The following is a 13975-nucleotide window of genomic DNA, read 5'->3' on the forward strand; positions in this document are numbered from 1 at the left end:
GCGACCGCCGCGACGTCGGCTCAGTCCGGCGGGTCGACCCAGACCGGGCCCGCCCACGCGGTCCCGGGGAACTCGCAGTCACGCGGGACCTGCGTGACCCGGAGATAGTACGCGTCGGCCGCCGAGCGCCGGTCGTCGTCCCAGACCGTCCCCTCGACCGGGTCGTCGTCGGTCCACGAGACAGCCGTCGTGTACGCCGAAAGCGGCGCGTCGGGGTCCGAAGTAATCGCCTGCGACCGCCACGTCTCGCCGTTTTTGACGACCTCGACGCGTTCGAGCGGGGCGGTCCCCGCGACCTCGACGTCGACCTCGCGGGGGTCGTCGCGGGCATCGAGGCGGAGTGAACTGTCGTTCTCGCCGGGTTCGACGCCGCCGACGGAGAGGGACGCGAGGATGCGGTGCGGCTGGGTCGTCCCGTAGACGCGGCGGCTCCGGAGGCTCTCGAACACCGCCTCGCGGGTGAGTTCGGGCGCGCGGAACGCCGAGAGGCCGCCGGGGTAGCTCCGTTCGTTCCAGACGCGCCAGATGCTCGACCAGCCGACGCCGTCTTCGACCCACTCGCGGACGGAGGGGAGGTGCGGGTCGGCGTGGATGAGCGAGTGGCCGGGGTGCGGGCCGTGGTAGTCCGCGCCCGCGACGAGACCGACTCGATGGCCCATCGAGAGGGCGTCGCGGACGAAGTGACCCGGCTCGTCGGTCTCGCCGCGCCCCATCGCCAGCGGGAACGGGTTCCCCTCGTCGCCCGGGCGTTCGCCGGACCCCCACTGCGAGTACACCTCGACGAGCGGCGCAAGCTCGTCGTCGTACTCGACGGCCGAGAAGTCGAAGGGGTACATGCGTTCCGTCGGGTGGTGCGGGATCGTCACGACCCGCGAGTCGCGGGTCGACTCGAACTCGCGGAGGCGACTCCAGAGCTTCTCGTAGGTGTCCGTCGTCCCGCCGCGAGAGTCCAGAAGGACGGCGTCGTCGGCGTCCTCGAAGTAGACGTTGACGTGGCCGCCGCAGTTGGGCTGTTTCGTCCACTCGTAGCCGACGAGCGTCACGAACTCGTCTGGGTCGTAAAACCGGTCGACGACGCGGCGCGACCGGTCGAAGTACCACCCGTGCATGAGGGCGCGCTGGAGCGACGGCGGGATGAAAAACCCCATCGTGTCGTGGTCGGTGTAGGCGACGACGTCGAGAGCCATCGCGTCGCGGCCGAACCGATACCCCTTTTTCAAGTTCCCCGTGCCGTCCGAGAGTCGCGAGTGCAGGTGGATATCGCCCCAGTAGACGCGCTCGTCGGGGGAGTCGGCGGAGACGGAAACGGGGTTCGAGACGTACCGTTCGTCGAATCCGGGCCGCGAGAAGGTCAGGTAGTGGACGCCGGGCGACTCGAAGGAGACGGCGTCGGCGAGCCTGACGTATCCCTCGTCGTCGCCGGCGAGGGAGATGCGGTCTGGATACGTCGCGCTATCGTCGGTCGCAGACACCCGCAGGTCGCCGTCGTACGCGCTGTGCAGCCGCTCGTACTCGTCCCACACCTGCACCGTGAGGTCGAGGGATTCGCCGGCCGCGACGGTCGACGGCAGGACCGCGTGGGCGCGGTCGAACGACCCGGTTCGACTGTGCAACAGGTCGCGGATGGACGGCCGCCGCTCGGCGAAGACGCGCATCGTCTCCGCGAACTTCCCGAGGGTTCCGGTGGGTTCGGCGTCGAACACGCGAGAGGCTACGGACGCGTCGCTAAAGAAGGACGAGGGCGACGAGTACGGCGGCGAAACCACTCACGGGCACAGTCGCTCAGAAAACGGAAAACGGACTCGCCGCAAACAGGGCAAGTTGCGGCGAGCGGGGTTGATGATGACCGCACGCGCGGTCAGGGGTCGAGGGAGGTCCGAATCCTGTCAGTCGCCGGGCGTGTTACCGCGCTGGTACCGGCCGACCATCTTCCACATCGCCGCGTCGAGGTCCTCACCGTCGGCGGCGGACTCAATCTGGCGGTACAGGTGTTCGGAGACGTCGATGGTTGGTATCACCAACACGTATGGCGTGTACGGGTTTAATACTACTGGGATACAGAACTGAGTAAATTTGTTCGGATAGGTCGCTCGCCGAACCGCGGAATCGACAGATAGCGCGGCCACTCGAACGAGCGAGATGGTGATAGTCGAGAGAAACTCGGGTTCGAAGACCTGACGGAAGTTCGAGTAGTCGGCTACTGCCGCGCCTGCCGGAGCGACGCGCCGTCGAAGCGCTTCAACGCGAGTTCCCCCGCTTCGAGCGGGTCGACGGGCGTGTCGTGTTCGTCGTCCATGTGTTCCATCACGAGAACGCCGACGTTCTCGCGGGAGTCGGCCGTGGAGGTGTGGCCGCACCCGTACAGACAGGTGAGTTCGTATTCCATGTTATTCGGTACCACAATCTATTGCGTGATATAGATTTCTCCGTATTCGTCCGCCCAACCAGCCGAGTGGTAATGAATTCGGACGAGTATGTGCAAACAGGTGTGTGTTTGTACGGAACAATCGGGGATTTGAGTTAAACATTAGTTATCTTCTATGTCGAGGCAGTCGTGCTCGGTCGAGGCTGTCGAGTGTTCACCGCTGATTCGTCCCGACGACACGAACGATAAACCGGGCGTTCTCTCGGTCAGTAGTATCCGCAGAAGTTGGGTGGCCGGGGAGTTTGAGCCCCTAACTCGCATCGGCAACGAATCGTTGCCAACGGGAGTGGGCCAACGCGGATTTGAACCGCGGGCCTCCCGGTTATCAGCCGAGCGCTCAACCTGACTGAGCTATTGGCCCAGGTAAGCGCATTCACTCGTTGTGCGCTGTTGATTTTAAGACTTTCTTTTCGGAGGCGCGTTGGTGCGTGTTAGTGAATGTCGGCGTCGTCGGTCGATTGCGGGACCGGAAACGCGAGCAAATCGCGCGGCTACGTGCGTGCAACCCGCCGACGAGAACCGATACGAGAAGAGACCCGACGCGCTACTTGGAGTCGTTGCCGTCGCCGTCGAACCGGTAGGAGTCGGGGTCGGCGTCGTAGACGCCGTCACCGCCGCTACTCCCGCTACTGCCGGTCCCGCTGCTTCCGCCCGAACCGCTTCCACCGCTCGGGCCGGGCGAGCCACCGGGGCCACCGGGACCGCCGGGACCGAAGTCGCCCTGCGGGAAGCCGGTCGTCCAGACGTTGCCGGTGACGAAGCCGTCGGCGCGCTTGTCGAGGTACGGCTTGACGACGAAGCGCTTGAGCACCTCGCGGATGGGGTACCGAGTCACCGGGATGGCGAGCAGGAAGCCGATGGTGTCGGTGACGAGCCCCGGCGTGAGGAGGAACGCGCCCGCGGCGATGAGCAGGCCGCCGTCCATGACCTCGTTCGTCGGGAGGTCGCCCCCAGCGAACTTCGACTGGAGGCTTCTGAGGGTGTGTCGCCCCTCGGCGCGGACGATGAGCATCCCGACGAGCCCGGTCAGGACGACGAGCGCGACGGTCGGCACGAGGTCGATGTACTGCGCGACGACCACGAGTAACAACGCGTCGGAGAGGGGGATGAGGAGCAAGAGCGCCATCAGCGTGCGCGTTCGCATGGGCGACACTACCGGGTCGCGGCCCATAGCCCTTTTGTCCCGCCCGCGGCGCGCCGGTCTCTCGATCCCCGGACGCGGCGACCGTCAAGGAACCCGCGTGACCCAGCGACTGTGACCGGTCGTGTCACGAGGGCTCGAAGCGCTTACCCGCGTCCACCGCGGATGGGTGGATATGACCGACGAGACGCGCGTCGAATGGCGAGAGTGGGGCTCCGACGCGTTCGCCGAGGCGCGAGCGGCGGACAAGCCAATCCTGCTGTCGCTGTCGGCGACGTGGTGCGAGGACTGTCACGAGATGGACGCCGAGACGTACGCGGAGCCGCGAATCGCGGCGAATCTCAACGACGACTTCGTCCCGATTCGGGTGAACGTGGACCGCCAGCCGCGCATCCGCGAGCGATACAACATGGGCGGCTTCCCCTCGACCGTCTTCCTCGCGCCCGACGGCCACCCCATCACGGGCGCGACGTTCATCGGCCCCGACGGCATGCGGCAGGTCATCGACCGCGTGCGCGAGGTGTGGGAGAAGAAGGGCGCCGACGCCGGCCGGCTCCCGCGGGCGCTCAAAGGTGACCTCCCGCCGGCGGGAGAGGTCTCGCCCCGAATCGAGTCGCACCTCGCCGGCCAGTTGGAAGTCGCCTTCGACGAGGCTCACGGTGGCTGGGGCGACGCCGCGAAGTTCCCGCTCCCGCGGACCGTCGAGTTCGCGCTGAAGCGCGACCGAAGCCGGGCGCTCCGGTCGCTCGACGCGATTCGCGACGGCCTGTACGACCCCGTCGAAGGCGGCTTCTTCCGCTACGCCGACGACGCCGCGTGGTCGAAGCCGAACCGCGAGAAGACGCTCGAATCGAACGCCGCGCTCCTGCGGGCGTTCGCCAACGGCTACCGCTACACCGGCGAGGACGCTTATCTCGACCCGGCCGCGGGAACTGCCGAGTTCCTCGTCGACTCGCTGTGGACGGGAACCGGCTTCGCGGGGAGCATGGGTCCCGCCGCGGGGACTGACTACTACCTCCTCGGCAAGGAGGGCCGCGACAACGCTCCCGGCCCGCGGACCGACCTCACCGTCTACGCCGGCGGCAACGCCCTCGCCGCGGACGCGCTGTTGGTGCTGGCGGGGCTCACCGACGACGAGCGGGCCCGCGAGTTCGGCTCTCGCGCGCTCGCTCGCGTCGCCGAGGACCTCGTGGACGACGGCGTCGTGACTCACTTCCGGTCCGGCGGTGACGTGGGCGAGACGCTCCTGCTCGAAGACCAGGCGCGCGTGGTCGCCGCCGCCTGCCGCGCCCGGCAGGTGCTCGGCGACGAGTCGGTGGCGGGCGACCCGCTTCTCGACTTCGCCGCCGATGTCGCCGACGCCACCATCGACGAACTATTCGACGAGGGCTCGTTCCTCGACGGCCCCGCGAGCGGCGAGGCGCTCCTGTCGTCGCCGCTGCGCCCGCTCGACGGGAACGTGGAGATGTCGAACGCGCTGCTCGACCTCGCGGCGCTCACCGGCGACGAGCGCTACCGCGAGGTGGCACAGGAGACCATCGGCGCGTTCGCGGGTGCGTGGGACCGAATCGGCGTACAGATTGCCGCCTACGGGACCGCGGCGGCACGTCTGCTCCGCGACCCGCTTGTCGTGGAACTCAACGACGGCGTCGGCTCCGACCTCCACCGGGCGGCGCTCCGCGTCGCGGACCACGAGGCGCTCGTGGTTCCCGAGGCTGACGCCGACGACCTCGCCGCCGGGACCGCGCGCGTCAGCGCCGGCGAGACGACGGTAGAAGCAACCACTCCAGAGGAGTTGATGCAGGCGGTCTCCTCAGTCACGCCCGACGCCTGACCGCGACCGGCGGCAACCGAAAGCGGGTGTAAACATCCGGTTTGTTTATCAAGGAGAAACGTGACGGACGGTGCATGACCAGTCTGCGAGACCTCGGGTTGTCCGAGTACGAGGCCCGTGCCTACCGCGCGCTCCTGCGGACGGGCGCGACGACGGCCAAGGAGTTATCGCGCGCCAGCGACGTCCCCATGGGCCGCGTCTACGACGTGCTGAACAGCCTCGAACAGTACCACCTCATCCGGAGTCAGGCGGCTAGCCGGCCGAAGAAGTACGTCGCCGTCGAACCCGACACGGCGCTCGACCGCCTGCTCGAATCGAAGCGTCAGGAGTTGGCCGAGAAGGCCGAGCAGTACGAGAACGTCGTCGCCGAGTTGACCGACGAACTCGACGCCGCGGAGCCCGTCCACGACCAGTTCTGGACGGCCGCCGTCGGCGCGGACGAGACCATCGACCTGCTCGTCGAGCGACTCGCGGCGGCCGACGACTCGCTCGTGATGGTCGCCGGGACGCCCTCGCCGCAGTTCGACCTCAACGCCGTCGGCGACCTCGTCGTCGACGAACTGGAGGCCGCGCTCGACCGCGGCGTGGAGGTTTCGATGCTTATGTCGCCGGACCTCGTCGACAACCTGCCCGAGAGCGTCGGCCAGAGCTACATGAACCGGCTGTCGAGCGCACAGAACTTCCACGTGCGAACTGCCGAGAACGTCACGGGCGTGTTCAACCTCATCGACGACGTGGAGGTCTGCATCGAGGTGCCGAACCCACTCAACCCCGGACAGGCGTTCGCCATGATCGACCTGAAAGACCCCGAGTTCGCGGCGAACCTCCGAGAGACGTTCGACCCGCGCTGGGAGGAAGCGGCACCGCTCCCGCTGTAGGCGAATCGGAAAGCAAAAACGGTCGGCTCCGGGCTCGGAGCCCGTTCAGGCGTCGAGTTCGTCGCGGAGCTGTCCCAGCGTCACTTCGCGCTCGGCGTGCGCGTTGTGCTGGTGAATCGACTCGTCGTTCGACTGTTTCATGTGGACCACCGCGTCGTCGCCGAGGTGGTCGAGTGCGTCGATGGACATCTCGGCCATCGAGCGGACGCAGTCCTCGACGAACTTCGCGTTCGCGTGGGCGTGGTAGGTCATGTGGTCCTCGTCGGGGCGCTTGGCGAGGTTGTAGATGCGCGCCGACATCGAGTCGCGGGCGATGTCGATGAGGTCCATGAGGTCGACCTCGGGCGAGCCCTCCGTCTCGACGGTGAGCGTGGCGTGACCGCGCTGGGAGTGCCCCGGCTGGGGAACCTTGTCGAGGAACTCCTCGATGGTGTCGTCGTCGACCGAGAGGTCCTGCAACACGTCGCGGGCGCGGGAGGCGGACATGCCCTGCGAGCAGGGACAGACGGTCATGCCGACCACTTCCGCACCGATTTCCTCGCGGGTTCCCTCGTTGGTCGCGGTGGCGCTGGCGATAATCTGCGCGGTGCTCTGGGTGGAGAGCCCGCTGGCGGGGGTGTCCTCGCGGACGACGAGTTCGGCGGTCATGCTGACCTCGGCGGTCGTCGTGTACTCGTGTTTCGCGAGGAGGCGCTCGGCGGCGTCGCCGCACATGTCCTCGACGCGGTAGGCCGGCTCGGAGACGGCGGCTTCGAGGACCTCGTCGATGACCTGCATATTTCGGCTCATGTCGATGCCCTTGCGGCCGCCGGGGAGGTCGACGAAGACCTCGAACTCAGCCATCAAGACGAGGGGTCGCTTCCCGTCGCGGGCGATCTTGACGAGCTTCTCGACGCCTGTGACGCCGACCTGGCTCAGCCCGACGGTCACGTCCGGCTGGGAGGCCTGTACGTCAGGCAACTGGTGACTCATCGAAGAATAAAAAGTGCCGTTGCTGATTAGTGCTTTCGATAGGGGAACAGAATCGCGGGCGAACGCCCCGCTGTGCTCCGACTACGGCCAGTCGTCGCGCCCCTCGTCTTCGAAGGGGTCCGCGGGGGCGTCGTCGTCGCCGGCAAGCACCCACTCGGCGGCCTCGGCGGCGTCCTCGATGGGGAGGTACTCCCAGCCGGTCTCCTCGGCCACCGCGCGGTCCTCGTCGGACGTGCCGACGAAGACGTGCCGGTCGGTGTCGAACTGGCGCATCACGTTTTCGAGGCTCTCCTTGACGCCGCGCGGGCCGGAGAAGAAGTCCTGCCGGATGCGCTCTTTCCGGGTGAAGTTCGTCACGACGTAGGTCGGCTTCTCGCTCACCACGCCGATGTACTTCGTCCACGTCCGGGCGTCCGAAAACGCCGCGTTCGGGTCGCCGAGCTGCTTGAGCGCGGAGAGTTCGAACGCGAGCGTCATCGTCCCTTGGCCGCCACCTGTTGCCATACCCGGCGATAGGCGGCGACGCGTGGAAAACGACTTCGGTCCCGGCCGTCCGCGAGCGGGAGGCCGTCGGCTCGGGAGCGACCGGGTCGGGCGGAGAACGCGAGCGACGGGACGAGCGCAGCGAGATTACTGAACGCGGACGTAGTCGGTGAACACCACGATGTCGCCCCGCGAGAGCCGCGAAGTGGTCGGGTCGATGTCGAGTCGGCCGGCGGGACTGGCGGCCGCGAGCGCGTGCTGGGTTCGCTCGCTCAACTCGTCGAAGTGGTGGACGCGAGCGCCCGGCGGCACGTCGGTCACGGGTGCGACGGTCGGCGGCGCGGTGACTGCTGGGGAAGACGGCGACTGTCCGTCTTTTGATGACATGTGGTAACACACACCATGAATGGAGATAAATGTTTGGCCGGCGGGACGACTGTCGGGGAGCGCGTAACGAGGGGCGAAAGAGAGCCAAGAACGAGGGGTCGAACCGCGAAGGCGGGCGGGCGCTCGGCGAGCCGACACCGCGCCGGGCGGCCGCGCGCAGACGCGGCTGGCCGGATGAAAACAGCGGGAGCGGGTCCCGAGTTACTGTTCTGCCGCCGCGCCTTCGAGGTCGTCGAGCTGGAAGTCCTGCTTCACGAGGATTTCCTTCTGTCCGCTCACGTCGACCTGTTCGCGCATGAGCTTCTTGTACTTCGTCTGCGGTGAGAGGTCGCCGATGAGGACGCCGCCGACGATTTTGCCGTCCTTGATGGCGAGGCGACGCCACTCGGTGTCGGAGTACTTGGCCTCGACGTGGTCGTCGCCGAGCGTCGGGTGGCCGAACGAGAGGAACGGGAAGTCGAAGTGGGTGATGGAGTACGACGAGACCCAGCGGAACTCCTCGGAGCCGTAGTCGACCATGTTCTTGGCCGCGATGGTGCCCTGCTCTTTGGCGGAGCCCCACGCGCCGTTCTGGGCGCGGTCGCCGAGGATGAGGTCGTGGAACTCGGTGATGTCACCGGCCGCGAAGATGTCATCGTGGTTCGTCCGCATGAACTCGTCCGTGTAGATGCCGTTGTCGTACTCGATGTCGGTGCCACCGAGAATCTCCGTGTTGAAGTTCAGGCCGATGGCGATGCCGACGAAGTCGGCGTCGTAGCGGTCGCCGTTGGGGTCGACGGCGGTCGTGACGCGGTCGTCGTCGTCGACCTCGAAGTGGTCGACGCCGGAGTCGAAGACGGGTTCGACGTTGCGCTCGCGGAGCGCCTCGTGGATGATTTCCGCACCTTCCTCGGAGAGCGCGTAGCGCCACCACGCCTTGCCGCGCATGAGGTACTTGCCCTCAACTTCTTGGGCGGCCGTGATGGCCGCGAGGTCGATGCCGAGCAGGCCAGCGCCGATGACGACGGAGTTGTCCGCGCCCTCGATGTGTTCCTTGATGTCGCGGGCGTCCTGGAACGTCCAGAAGTGGTGGATACCCTCCGCGTCGGAGTTCTCGACGGGGAGTTGGGTCGGCGTGCCGCCGATGGCGAGGAGGAGTTTGTCGTAGTCGTACTCGGTGCCGTCGTGGGCGGTGACGGTGTGGCCCTCGGGGTCGATGTCCGTGACGAGCGTGTTGAGTTCGAGGTCCACGTCGCGGTCGTCGTACCACGACTCGTCGTGGATAGAGATGGGGGCCTCGGGCAGTTTGCCCTTGGCGAATTCCTTGATGAGAATGCGGTTGTACAGCGGTTCGCCCTCGTCCGTGATGATGGTGATGTCGGCGTCGGGTTCCTCTTCGCGGAGTGTCTCAGCCGCTGAGGCCCCGGCGATACCGTCGCCGACGATCACGTACGATTGGCTCATGACCCGACGTTTGTATTCGGGGTTAATGTGGATTGCTATCTCCCTCATGATTGTTTTGCAGCCGGAAATCGGCGCGAGATTGGGGGACGAAGGGCGAATCGCGGGGCTACTGCGACTCCCCGAACCGCTCGGCAACGCCGCCGTCGGTCGCGGCGGGGCACTCCGAGGGGAGCGACTCCGCCCCGTCGTCGCCGCGAGCGAGTGCGCCGCGGCCGAGAGCGCGGATACGGCCGGGAACGCCGCTAGTGGCGGCGATGCGGACGGCTCCGCGAACGCCGGCGACGCCGGCAGCGAAGCCGAGCGGCCAGCCCAAGAACAGCGCCACGAGACCGAGACCGGGTGCGAGCGGGGCGACGACCGTCGCGACGGCGGTGGCCGCGAAGACGCCGAAGACCGCCGCGGCCGCGACGAGCACCGTCTCTGAGACCGTTCTGAACCGGCCCGGAACCGTCTCTCGTACGTCGCCGCGGCCGAAGTTGATATCGTCGAACATAGTCGTTCTCCTCGTTTGGAGAGACGACCGCCGACACCAAAAGGGTAATCTGAATTACATTTCTGTAAGCGGGCTTACCGTAGCGCGCTTATGCAATCTTCTCGACAACCTCGACCGCGGAGTCGACGACCGAGAGCTCGCCGTCGAGGTCGACGACGAGCGCCTCGTCCCCGTGTTCGATGCGGACGCGGACGCGCCACGGCTCCTCGGAGACGACGGTGAGCGCGTCGTCGCCGACGATCCAGGGGAACCGCCAGAAGGGGGTTCCACACACGTCCTGTCCCCGCGAGGAGAGGAAGCCGAGGACGGTCGACTCGTCGAGCAGGACCAGTCCCACGGGCGAGACAGCCTCGTAGGCGCACTGGGCACAGCGGTGGGTCACGACCACGTCGAGGTCGAACGGGTCGGCCTCGCGGGACAGCGAGGTGCTCGTCGTCCCGCCGCACTCGGGGCAGACGCCGTCGGCGGCGAGGCAGTGGAGGTGTCGCACGCGCTGGTCGAACGCGGACAGAAGCGCCTCGGTGGTGCGGCCTTCGAGGCCTCCGGGCGGGAACTCCTCGTGGGCGTGGGTCCGCGCGCAGTCGGCACAGGAGATCGTGAGTTTCTCGTCGCCGTAGTCGGCTTCGAGCGACCCGTCGCAGGCGACACAGGAGCCGGGTGCCGAAAAGGCGGGGAGGACGGGGTCCTCGTTGAACGTCCCCGCGAGCACGGCGCGGACGACCTTCTCGCCGGCGTGGCGGAAGTCGTAGCCGTCGTCGGTCTTGCGGACGAACTGGCCCCGGAGCTTTCCGAGGTGGTAGTTGAATCGCGCGCTGTCGTCGACGCCGACCCGTCGGCGGAGTTCGGAGAAGGGGACGGGTCGGTCGGGTGACTCCCAGAGCGCTTCGAGGATGGTGAGTCGGGTCTCGTCGGCGACGATACCGAACGCCTCGGCCGGGGAGATGCAGTCGTCGCACTCGAGGACCGAGTCCTCGCGGACGGATGCGGAGTCGCTCATACCCCTCACATACGGGCGAGTCGCATTAAATCACGTCGTGAAATTTCGTTCAGGAACCCGAGACGCGCGTCGCCTCCGCGACCCGCGCGCTGTCGACGGCCCCGGAGACGTGGTCTTTAGGTGTATCCGACCCGAAGCGAACGACGAAATGAAGATTCGCCAGAACATCCGCCACTTCGCGACGAAGAAGGCCCTCACCATGCCGGTCATCGGGGACATCGCCACCGAGAAGATGGTGGACCTCCACGTTCGCATCTTCGGCGAGCGCGCGGACCCCGACCGCAGAGACGAGCGCGAAGCCCACATGGCGGCGTTCTTCGAGTGCACGTTCGACACCTACCTCGCGGCGCTCGACGCCGGCTTCCCCGAGGCCGAGGCCCGCGAGATAACCCACGTGCAGGCCAACTTCGACTTCTACAACCACGGCTGGACGGAGATGATGGAGATTCCGGTCGACGAAATCGAGGCCCACTACGAGCGCTACGAGGAGTTCTTCGAGCGCCACAGCATCGACATCGCGGACCCGCTCGGCGAGTTCCGGACCATCGATATCCCGGACGCCCCCGCGACGCTCGACAAGCTGGACGACCCGGACCACCCCCACGCGGAGGGCGGCTTCGCCGACGACGTATACGTCGAAGACGACTCGGGCGAGGTCGAAGTCGGCGGGGCCGACGAACCCGAGGACGTGGACGTGTCGGCCGCGCCGGGGATGCAGGACGTCGACGGCACCGACGAGAAGACCGCATAAAAGAAGCCGCGCGAAGTCGGGTCGATTCTAATCGTCGGTCGGCACGGCGGGGCCGACATCGACGACGCTGTTTTTCCACGTCCCGCGGGTGAACCACGCGAACGCGAGCAGCGCCACCCCGACGTTCGAGAAGGCGATACCGTACCAGACGCCGGTCGGGCCCATGGAGAAGAACTCCACGAGCACGAACGCCGCCGGGATGCGCAGCACCCACAGCGAGATGAGCGAGAACACCATCGCCGTCCGGGTGGACCCGCTCCCGCGGAACCCGCCGTTGACGACGTTGAACGCCCCGAGGAACAGGAACGTCGGGCCGATGATGCGCAGGTAGTCCACGCCGATGGCGATGACTGCCTCCTCGCCGGGGATGAACACCGCGACGATGGGTTCGGCGAACAGGTAGGCGGCGGCGGAGACGAACACCAGCGCGGTGACGATGATACCGACGCCCCAGAACACCGCCCGTTCGGCGCGCTCGGCCTGGTCGGCGCCGAGGTTCTGCCCGACGACCGTCGAGGTGCCCTGCGCGAGTCCGATGGCCGGCAGGAACACGAGGGAGTTGAGACGGTTACCGATACCGAACGCGGCGACCGCGGTCTCAGTGCTGGCCCCGCCAGCGTTGACGGCGGCGTAGGCGACGAGCGCCGTGAGGGCGGTCACGCCGAGCGCGCGGGTCGACTGCTCGATGCTCGACGGCGCGCCGATGCGGACGATGCGTTCGACCATCTCGCGCTCCGGAATCAGGTCGCGCGGCGAGAGGCTGATGCCGACCCGGCCCGACAGTAGGAGCCAGAACCCGACGAGCGCGCCGACGCCGCGGGAGAACACCGTGGCGATGGCCGCACCCTGCACGCCGAAGCCGGTGAAGCCGGTGGCGGCGAACAGCGACTGTCCGAGGCCTTCGAGACCGACGAGGCCGAATATCGGGTTCGCGTTGAACCCGAGGATGAGGAACGGGTCGAGGAAGACGTTGATGACGACGCCGAGACCCATCAGGTACATCGGCGTCTTAGTGTCGCCCCACCCGCGGAGCAGCGCCTGGAAGATGAAAAAGCCGAACATGAACGCGACGCCGAGGAAGATGGTGCGCGTGTAGTCGACCGCCAACTGGTGGACCTCGGTGCCGGGCGTCGTCCCGATGAGCGGGAGCAGTATCGGCGTCAGCAGATAGCCGATGAGCGCGAACCCGGCCGAAAGCAGGATGACGAACCCGAGGGTCTGGCCGGCGGCGTGGTCGACCTCGTCGTGGTTGCCCGCGCCCTTGTTCTGGGCGACGAGGACCGTCCCCGCGACGGTGAACCCGCCGCCGAACGAGATCATGAGGAACACGAGCGGCCACGAAAAGGACAGCGCCGAGACGGCCTCGGAGCCGACGCGGCCGACCCAGAACGTGTCGGCGAGGTTGTACGCCACCTGCATGATCTGCGAGAAGACGAGTGGGAGCGACAGCACCAACATCGGCTTGACGAGGTCGCCGTCGACGAGGTTGACGTCCTTGGCCTTCGCGCTCATTCGTCGCCCTCCTCGCGCACGAGGTTCTCGACGACGAACTCGTCGAGCGCGGCGCGGACTTCGATGGGCGCGTCGAACGCGGACTGACTCGCCGTCTCGGTTCCCGAGGGGTCGGTCACGGCGACGCGCTGGAGGCGCGCGCCGTCGAGTGCGGCGAAGAGGAGCGACGCGGTTCGGTCGGCGTCGACCTCGCGGAAGTGCCCTTTCTCGACGCCCTCACGGATGATGTCGGCGAGCCGGCGACGGATGACCGCCTCGTTGCGGGCGACCTGCTCGCGGTAGGCCTCGACGTAGGGGGCTTGCGTCCGCAGTTCGTTGAGGGCGAGCCCGAAGCGGTCGTAGTCGCCGTCGTCGTCGCCGTCGGGGACCATCTTATCGAGGAGGACCCGGAGGCGGGTCTCGGGGGCGTCGCCCTCGGTCGCGGCGACCCGCTCTTCGAAGCGGTCGAACAGGTAGCCGAGGAACGCGACGAGCAGTTCCTGTTTCGTCCCGTAGTGGTAGTGGAGGAGGGACTTGCTCTTTCCGGCCTCGTCGGCGATTCGTTGCATCGTCAGGTCCGCGTAGCCGTGGGCGCACAGCGCCCGGTAGGTCGCGGCCATCAGTTCTTCGTGGACCTCGTCGGGGACCGACTGGTCCGGCGTTTCGTCTGCACTCACTAA

The 13975-nt window shown here is 67.2% G+C and carries 15 protein-coding genes and 1 tRNA gene; 3 read left to right on the plus strand and 13 right to left on the minus strand.

Annotated elements, in window-relative coordinates:
* Nucleotides 1–20: 20 nt before the first annotated feature.
* From AM590_RS12150 to AM590_RS12165, 5 genes are all read right to left on the minus strand, one after another.
* The gene (locus AM590_RS12150) at nucleotides 21–1703 is read right to left on the minus strand and encodes a DUF3604 domain-containing protein (protein WP_058827699.1); all 1683 of its coding nucleotides are present in this window, start codon (nucleotides 1701–1703) and stop codon (nucleotides 21–23) included.
* Nucleotides 1704–1886: 183 nt separating this feature from the next.
* On the minus strand, nucleotides 1887–2018 hold the full coding sequence (locus AM590_RS21275; RefSeq protein ID WP_256364942.1) for a hypothetical protein: 132 nt from the start codon (nucleotides 2016–2018) through the stop codon (nucleotides 1887–1889).
* A 179-nt stretch (nucleotides 2019–2197) separates the two neighbouring features.
* Nucleotides 2198–2386 carry a hypothetical protein gene (locus AM590_RS12155; protein WP_058827700.1) on the minus strand — a complete coding sequence of 63 codons (189 nt, stop codon included), beginning with the start codon at nucleotides 2384–2386 and terminating at the stop codon, nucleotides 2198–2200.
* A 326-nt stretch (nucleotides 2387–2712) separates the two neighbouring features.
* Nucleotides 2713–2786: transfer RNA gene (locus tag AM590_RS12160), tRNA-Ile, on the minus strand.
* 183 nt (nucleotides 2787–2969) lie between these two features.
* Complete coding sequence (locus AM590_RS12165; RefSeq protein WP_058827701.1) at nucleotides 2970–3569, minus strand: FxsA family protein; 600 nt, start codon at nucleotides 3567–3569, stop codon at nucleotides 2970–2972.
* Between the two features lie 172 nt (nucleotides 3570–3741).
* Here AM590_RS12165 and AM590_RS12170 point away from each other — a divergent pair, with 172 nt between their 5' ends.
* Both AM590_RS12170 and AM590_RS12175 read left to right on the plus strand, forming a co-directional pair.
* Nucleotides 3742–5400, plus strand: a complete 1659-nt coding sequence (locus AM590_RS12170; RefSeq protein WP_058827702.1) for a DUF255 domain-containing protein — start codon at nucleotides 3742–3744, stop codon at nucleotides 5398–5400.
* A 74-nt stretch (nucleotides 5401–5474) separates the two neighbouring features.
* Entirely contained in the window at nucleotides 5475–6278 is an 804-nt protein-coding gene (locus AM590_RS12175) for a TrmB family transcriptional regulator (protein WP_058827703.1), read from the plus strand.
* Between the two features lie 45 nt (nucleotides 6279–6323).
* Here AM590_RS12175 and mptA read toward each other — a convergent pair whose 3' ends face one another.
* The 6 genes from mptA to AM590_RS12200 all read right to left on the minus strand — a co-directional run bounded on the left by mptA (nucleotide 6324) and on the right by AM590_RS12200 (nucleotide 11053).
* Entirely contained in the window at nucleotides 6324–7250 is a 927-nt protein-coding gene (gene mptA / locus AM590_RS12180; RefSeq protein WP_058827704.1) for a GTP cyclohydrolase MptA, read from the minus strand.
* Nucleotides 7251–7331: 81 nt separating this feature from the next.
* Entirely contained in the window at nucleotides 7332–7727 is a 396-nt protein-coding gene (locus AM590_RS12185; RefSeq protein WP_172795800.1) for a hypothetical protein, read from the minus strand.
* A gap of 153 nt (nucleotides 7728–7880) precedes the next feature.
* Nucleotides 7881–8120, minus strand: coding sequence for a hypothetical protein (locus AM590_RS20525; RefSeq protein ID WP_157575463.1), 240 nt, complete (start codon nucleotides 8118–8120; stop codon nucleotides 7881–7883).
* Nucleotides 8121–8321: 201 nt separating this feature from the next.
* Nucleotides 8322–9563, minus strand: a complete 1242-nt coding sequence (locus AM590_RS12190; protein WP_008095689.1) for an NAD(P)/FAD-dependent oxidoreductase — start codon at nucleotides 9561–9563, stop codon at nucleotides 8322–8324.
* Nucleotides 9564–9669: 106 nt separating this feature from the next.
* Nucleotides 9670–10056 carry a hypothetical protein gene (locus AM590_RS12195; protein WP_058827706.1) on the minus strand — a complete coding sequence of 129 codons (387 nt, stop codon included), beginning with the start codon at nucleotides 10054–10056 and terminating at the stop codon, nucleotides 9670–9672.
* Nucleotides 10057–10144: 88 nt separating this feature from the next.
* Nucleotides 10145–11053: a winged helix-turn-helix domain-containing protein gene (locus tag AM590_RS12200; RefSeq protein WP_058827707.1), complete on the minus strand. Its 909-nt coding sequence runs from the start codon at nucleotides 11051–11053 to the stop codon at nucleotides 10145–10147.
* A gap of 109 nt (nucleotides 11054–11162) precedes the next feature.
* Here AM590_RS12200 and AM590_RS12205 point away from each other — a divergent pair, with 109 nt between their 5' ends.
* Nucleotides 11163–11804 carry a DUF6149 family protein gene (locus AM590_RS12205; RefSeq protein WP_172795797.1) on the plus strand — a complete coding sequence of 214 codons (642 nt, stop codon included), beginning with the start codon at nucleotides 11163–11165 and terminating at the stop codon, nucleotides 11802–11804.
* Nucleotides 11805–11831: 27 nt separating this feature from the next.
* On the opposite strand, the gene AM590_RS12210 is transcribed toward AM590_RS12205, so the two are convergent.
* Together AM590_RS12210 and AM590_RS12215 are read right to left on the minus strand one after the other, a co-directional pair.
* Nucleotides 11832–13316: an MATE family efflux transporter gene (locus tag AM590_RS12210; RefSeq protein WP_058827709.1), complete on the minus strand. Its 1485-nt coding sequence runs from the start codon at nucleotides 13314–13316 to the stop codon at nucleotides 11832–11834.
* Complete coding sequence (locus AM590_RS12215; RefSeq protein WP_058827710.1) at nucleotides 13313–13972, minus strand: TetR/AcrR family transcriptional regulator; 660 nt, start codon at nucleotides 13970–13972, stop codon at nucleotides 13313–13315. Before AM590_RS12215 ends, AM590_RS12210 begins: the two co-directional genes overlap by 4 nt.
* Between the last annotated feature and the right edge of the window lie 3 nt (nucleotides 13973–13975).

Origin of the sequence: Haloferax sp. Q22 (assembly GCF_001482285.1) — an archaeon.
Taxonomy (GTDB): Archaea; Halobacteriota; Halobacteria; order Halobacteriales; family Haloferacaceae; genus Haloferax.

Excerpts from the sequence above, each read along its gene's own strand:
- AM590_RS12155 (WP_058827700.1), bottom strand. The coding sequence starts at position 2,386 with ATGGAATACGAACTCACCTGTCTGTACGGGTGCGGCCACACCTCCACG.
- AM590_RS12165 (WP_058827701.1), bottom strand. The coding sequence starts at position 3,569 with ATGCGAACGCGCACGCTGATGGCGCTCTTGCTCCTCATCCCCCTCTCC.
- AM590_RS12170 (WP_058827702.1), top strand. The coding sequence starts at position 3,742 with ATGACCGACGAGACGCGCGTCGAATGGCGAGAGTGGGGCTCCGACGCG.
- AM590_RS12175 (WP_058827703.1), top strand. The coding sequence starts at position 5,475 with ATGACCAGTCTGCGAGACCTCGGGTTGTCCGAGTACGAGGCCCGTGCC.
- mptA (WP_058827704.1), bottom strand. The coding sequence starts at position 7,250 with ATGAGTCACCAGTTGCCTGACGTACAGGCCTCCCAGCCGGACGTGACC.
- AM590_RS12185 (WP_172795800.1), bottom strand. The coding sequence starts at position 7,727 with ATGACGCTCGCGTTCGAACTCTCCGCGCTCAAGCAGCTCGGCGACCCG.
- AM590_RS20525 (WP_157575463.1), bottom strand. The coding sequence starts at position 8,120 with ATGTCATCAAAAGACGGACAGTCGCCGTCTTCCCCAGCAGTCACCGCG.
- AM590_RS12190 (WP_008095689.1), bottom strand. The coding sequence starts at position 9,563 with ATGAGCCAATCGTACGTGATCGTCGGCGACGGTATCGCCGGGGCCTCA.
- AM590_RS12195 (WP_058827706.1), bottom strand. The coding sequence starts at position 10,056 with ATGTTCGACGATATCAACTTCGGCCGCGGCGACGTACGAGAGACGGTT.
- AM590_RS12200 (WP_058827707.1), bottom strand. The coding sequence starts at position 11,053 with ATGAGCGACTCCGCATCCGTCCGCGAGGACTCGGTCCTCGAGTGCGAC.
- AM590_RS12210 (WP_058827709.1), bottom strand. The coding sequence starts at position 13,316 with ATGAGCGCGAAGGCCAAGGACGTCAACCTCGTCGACGGCGACCTCGTC.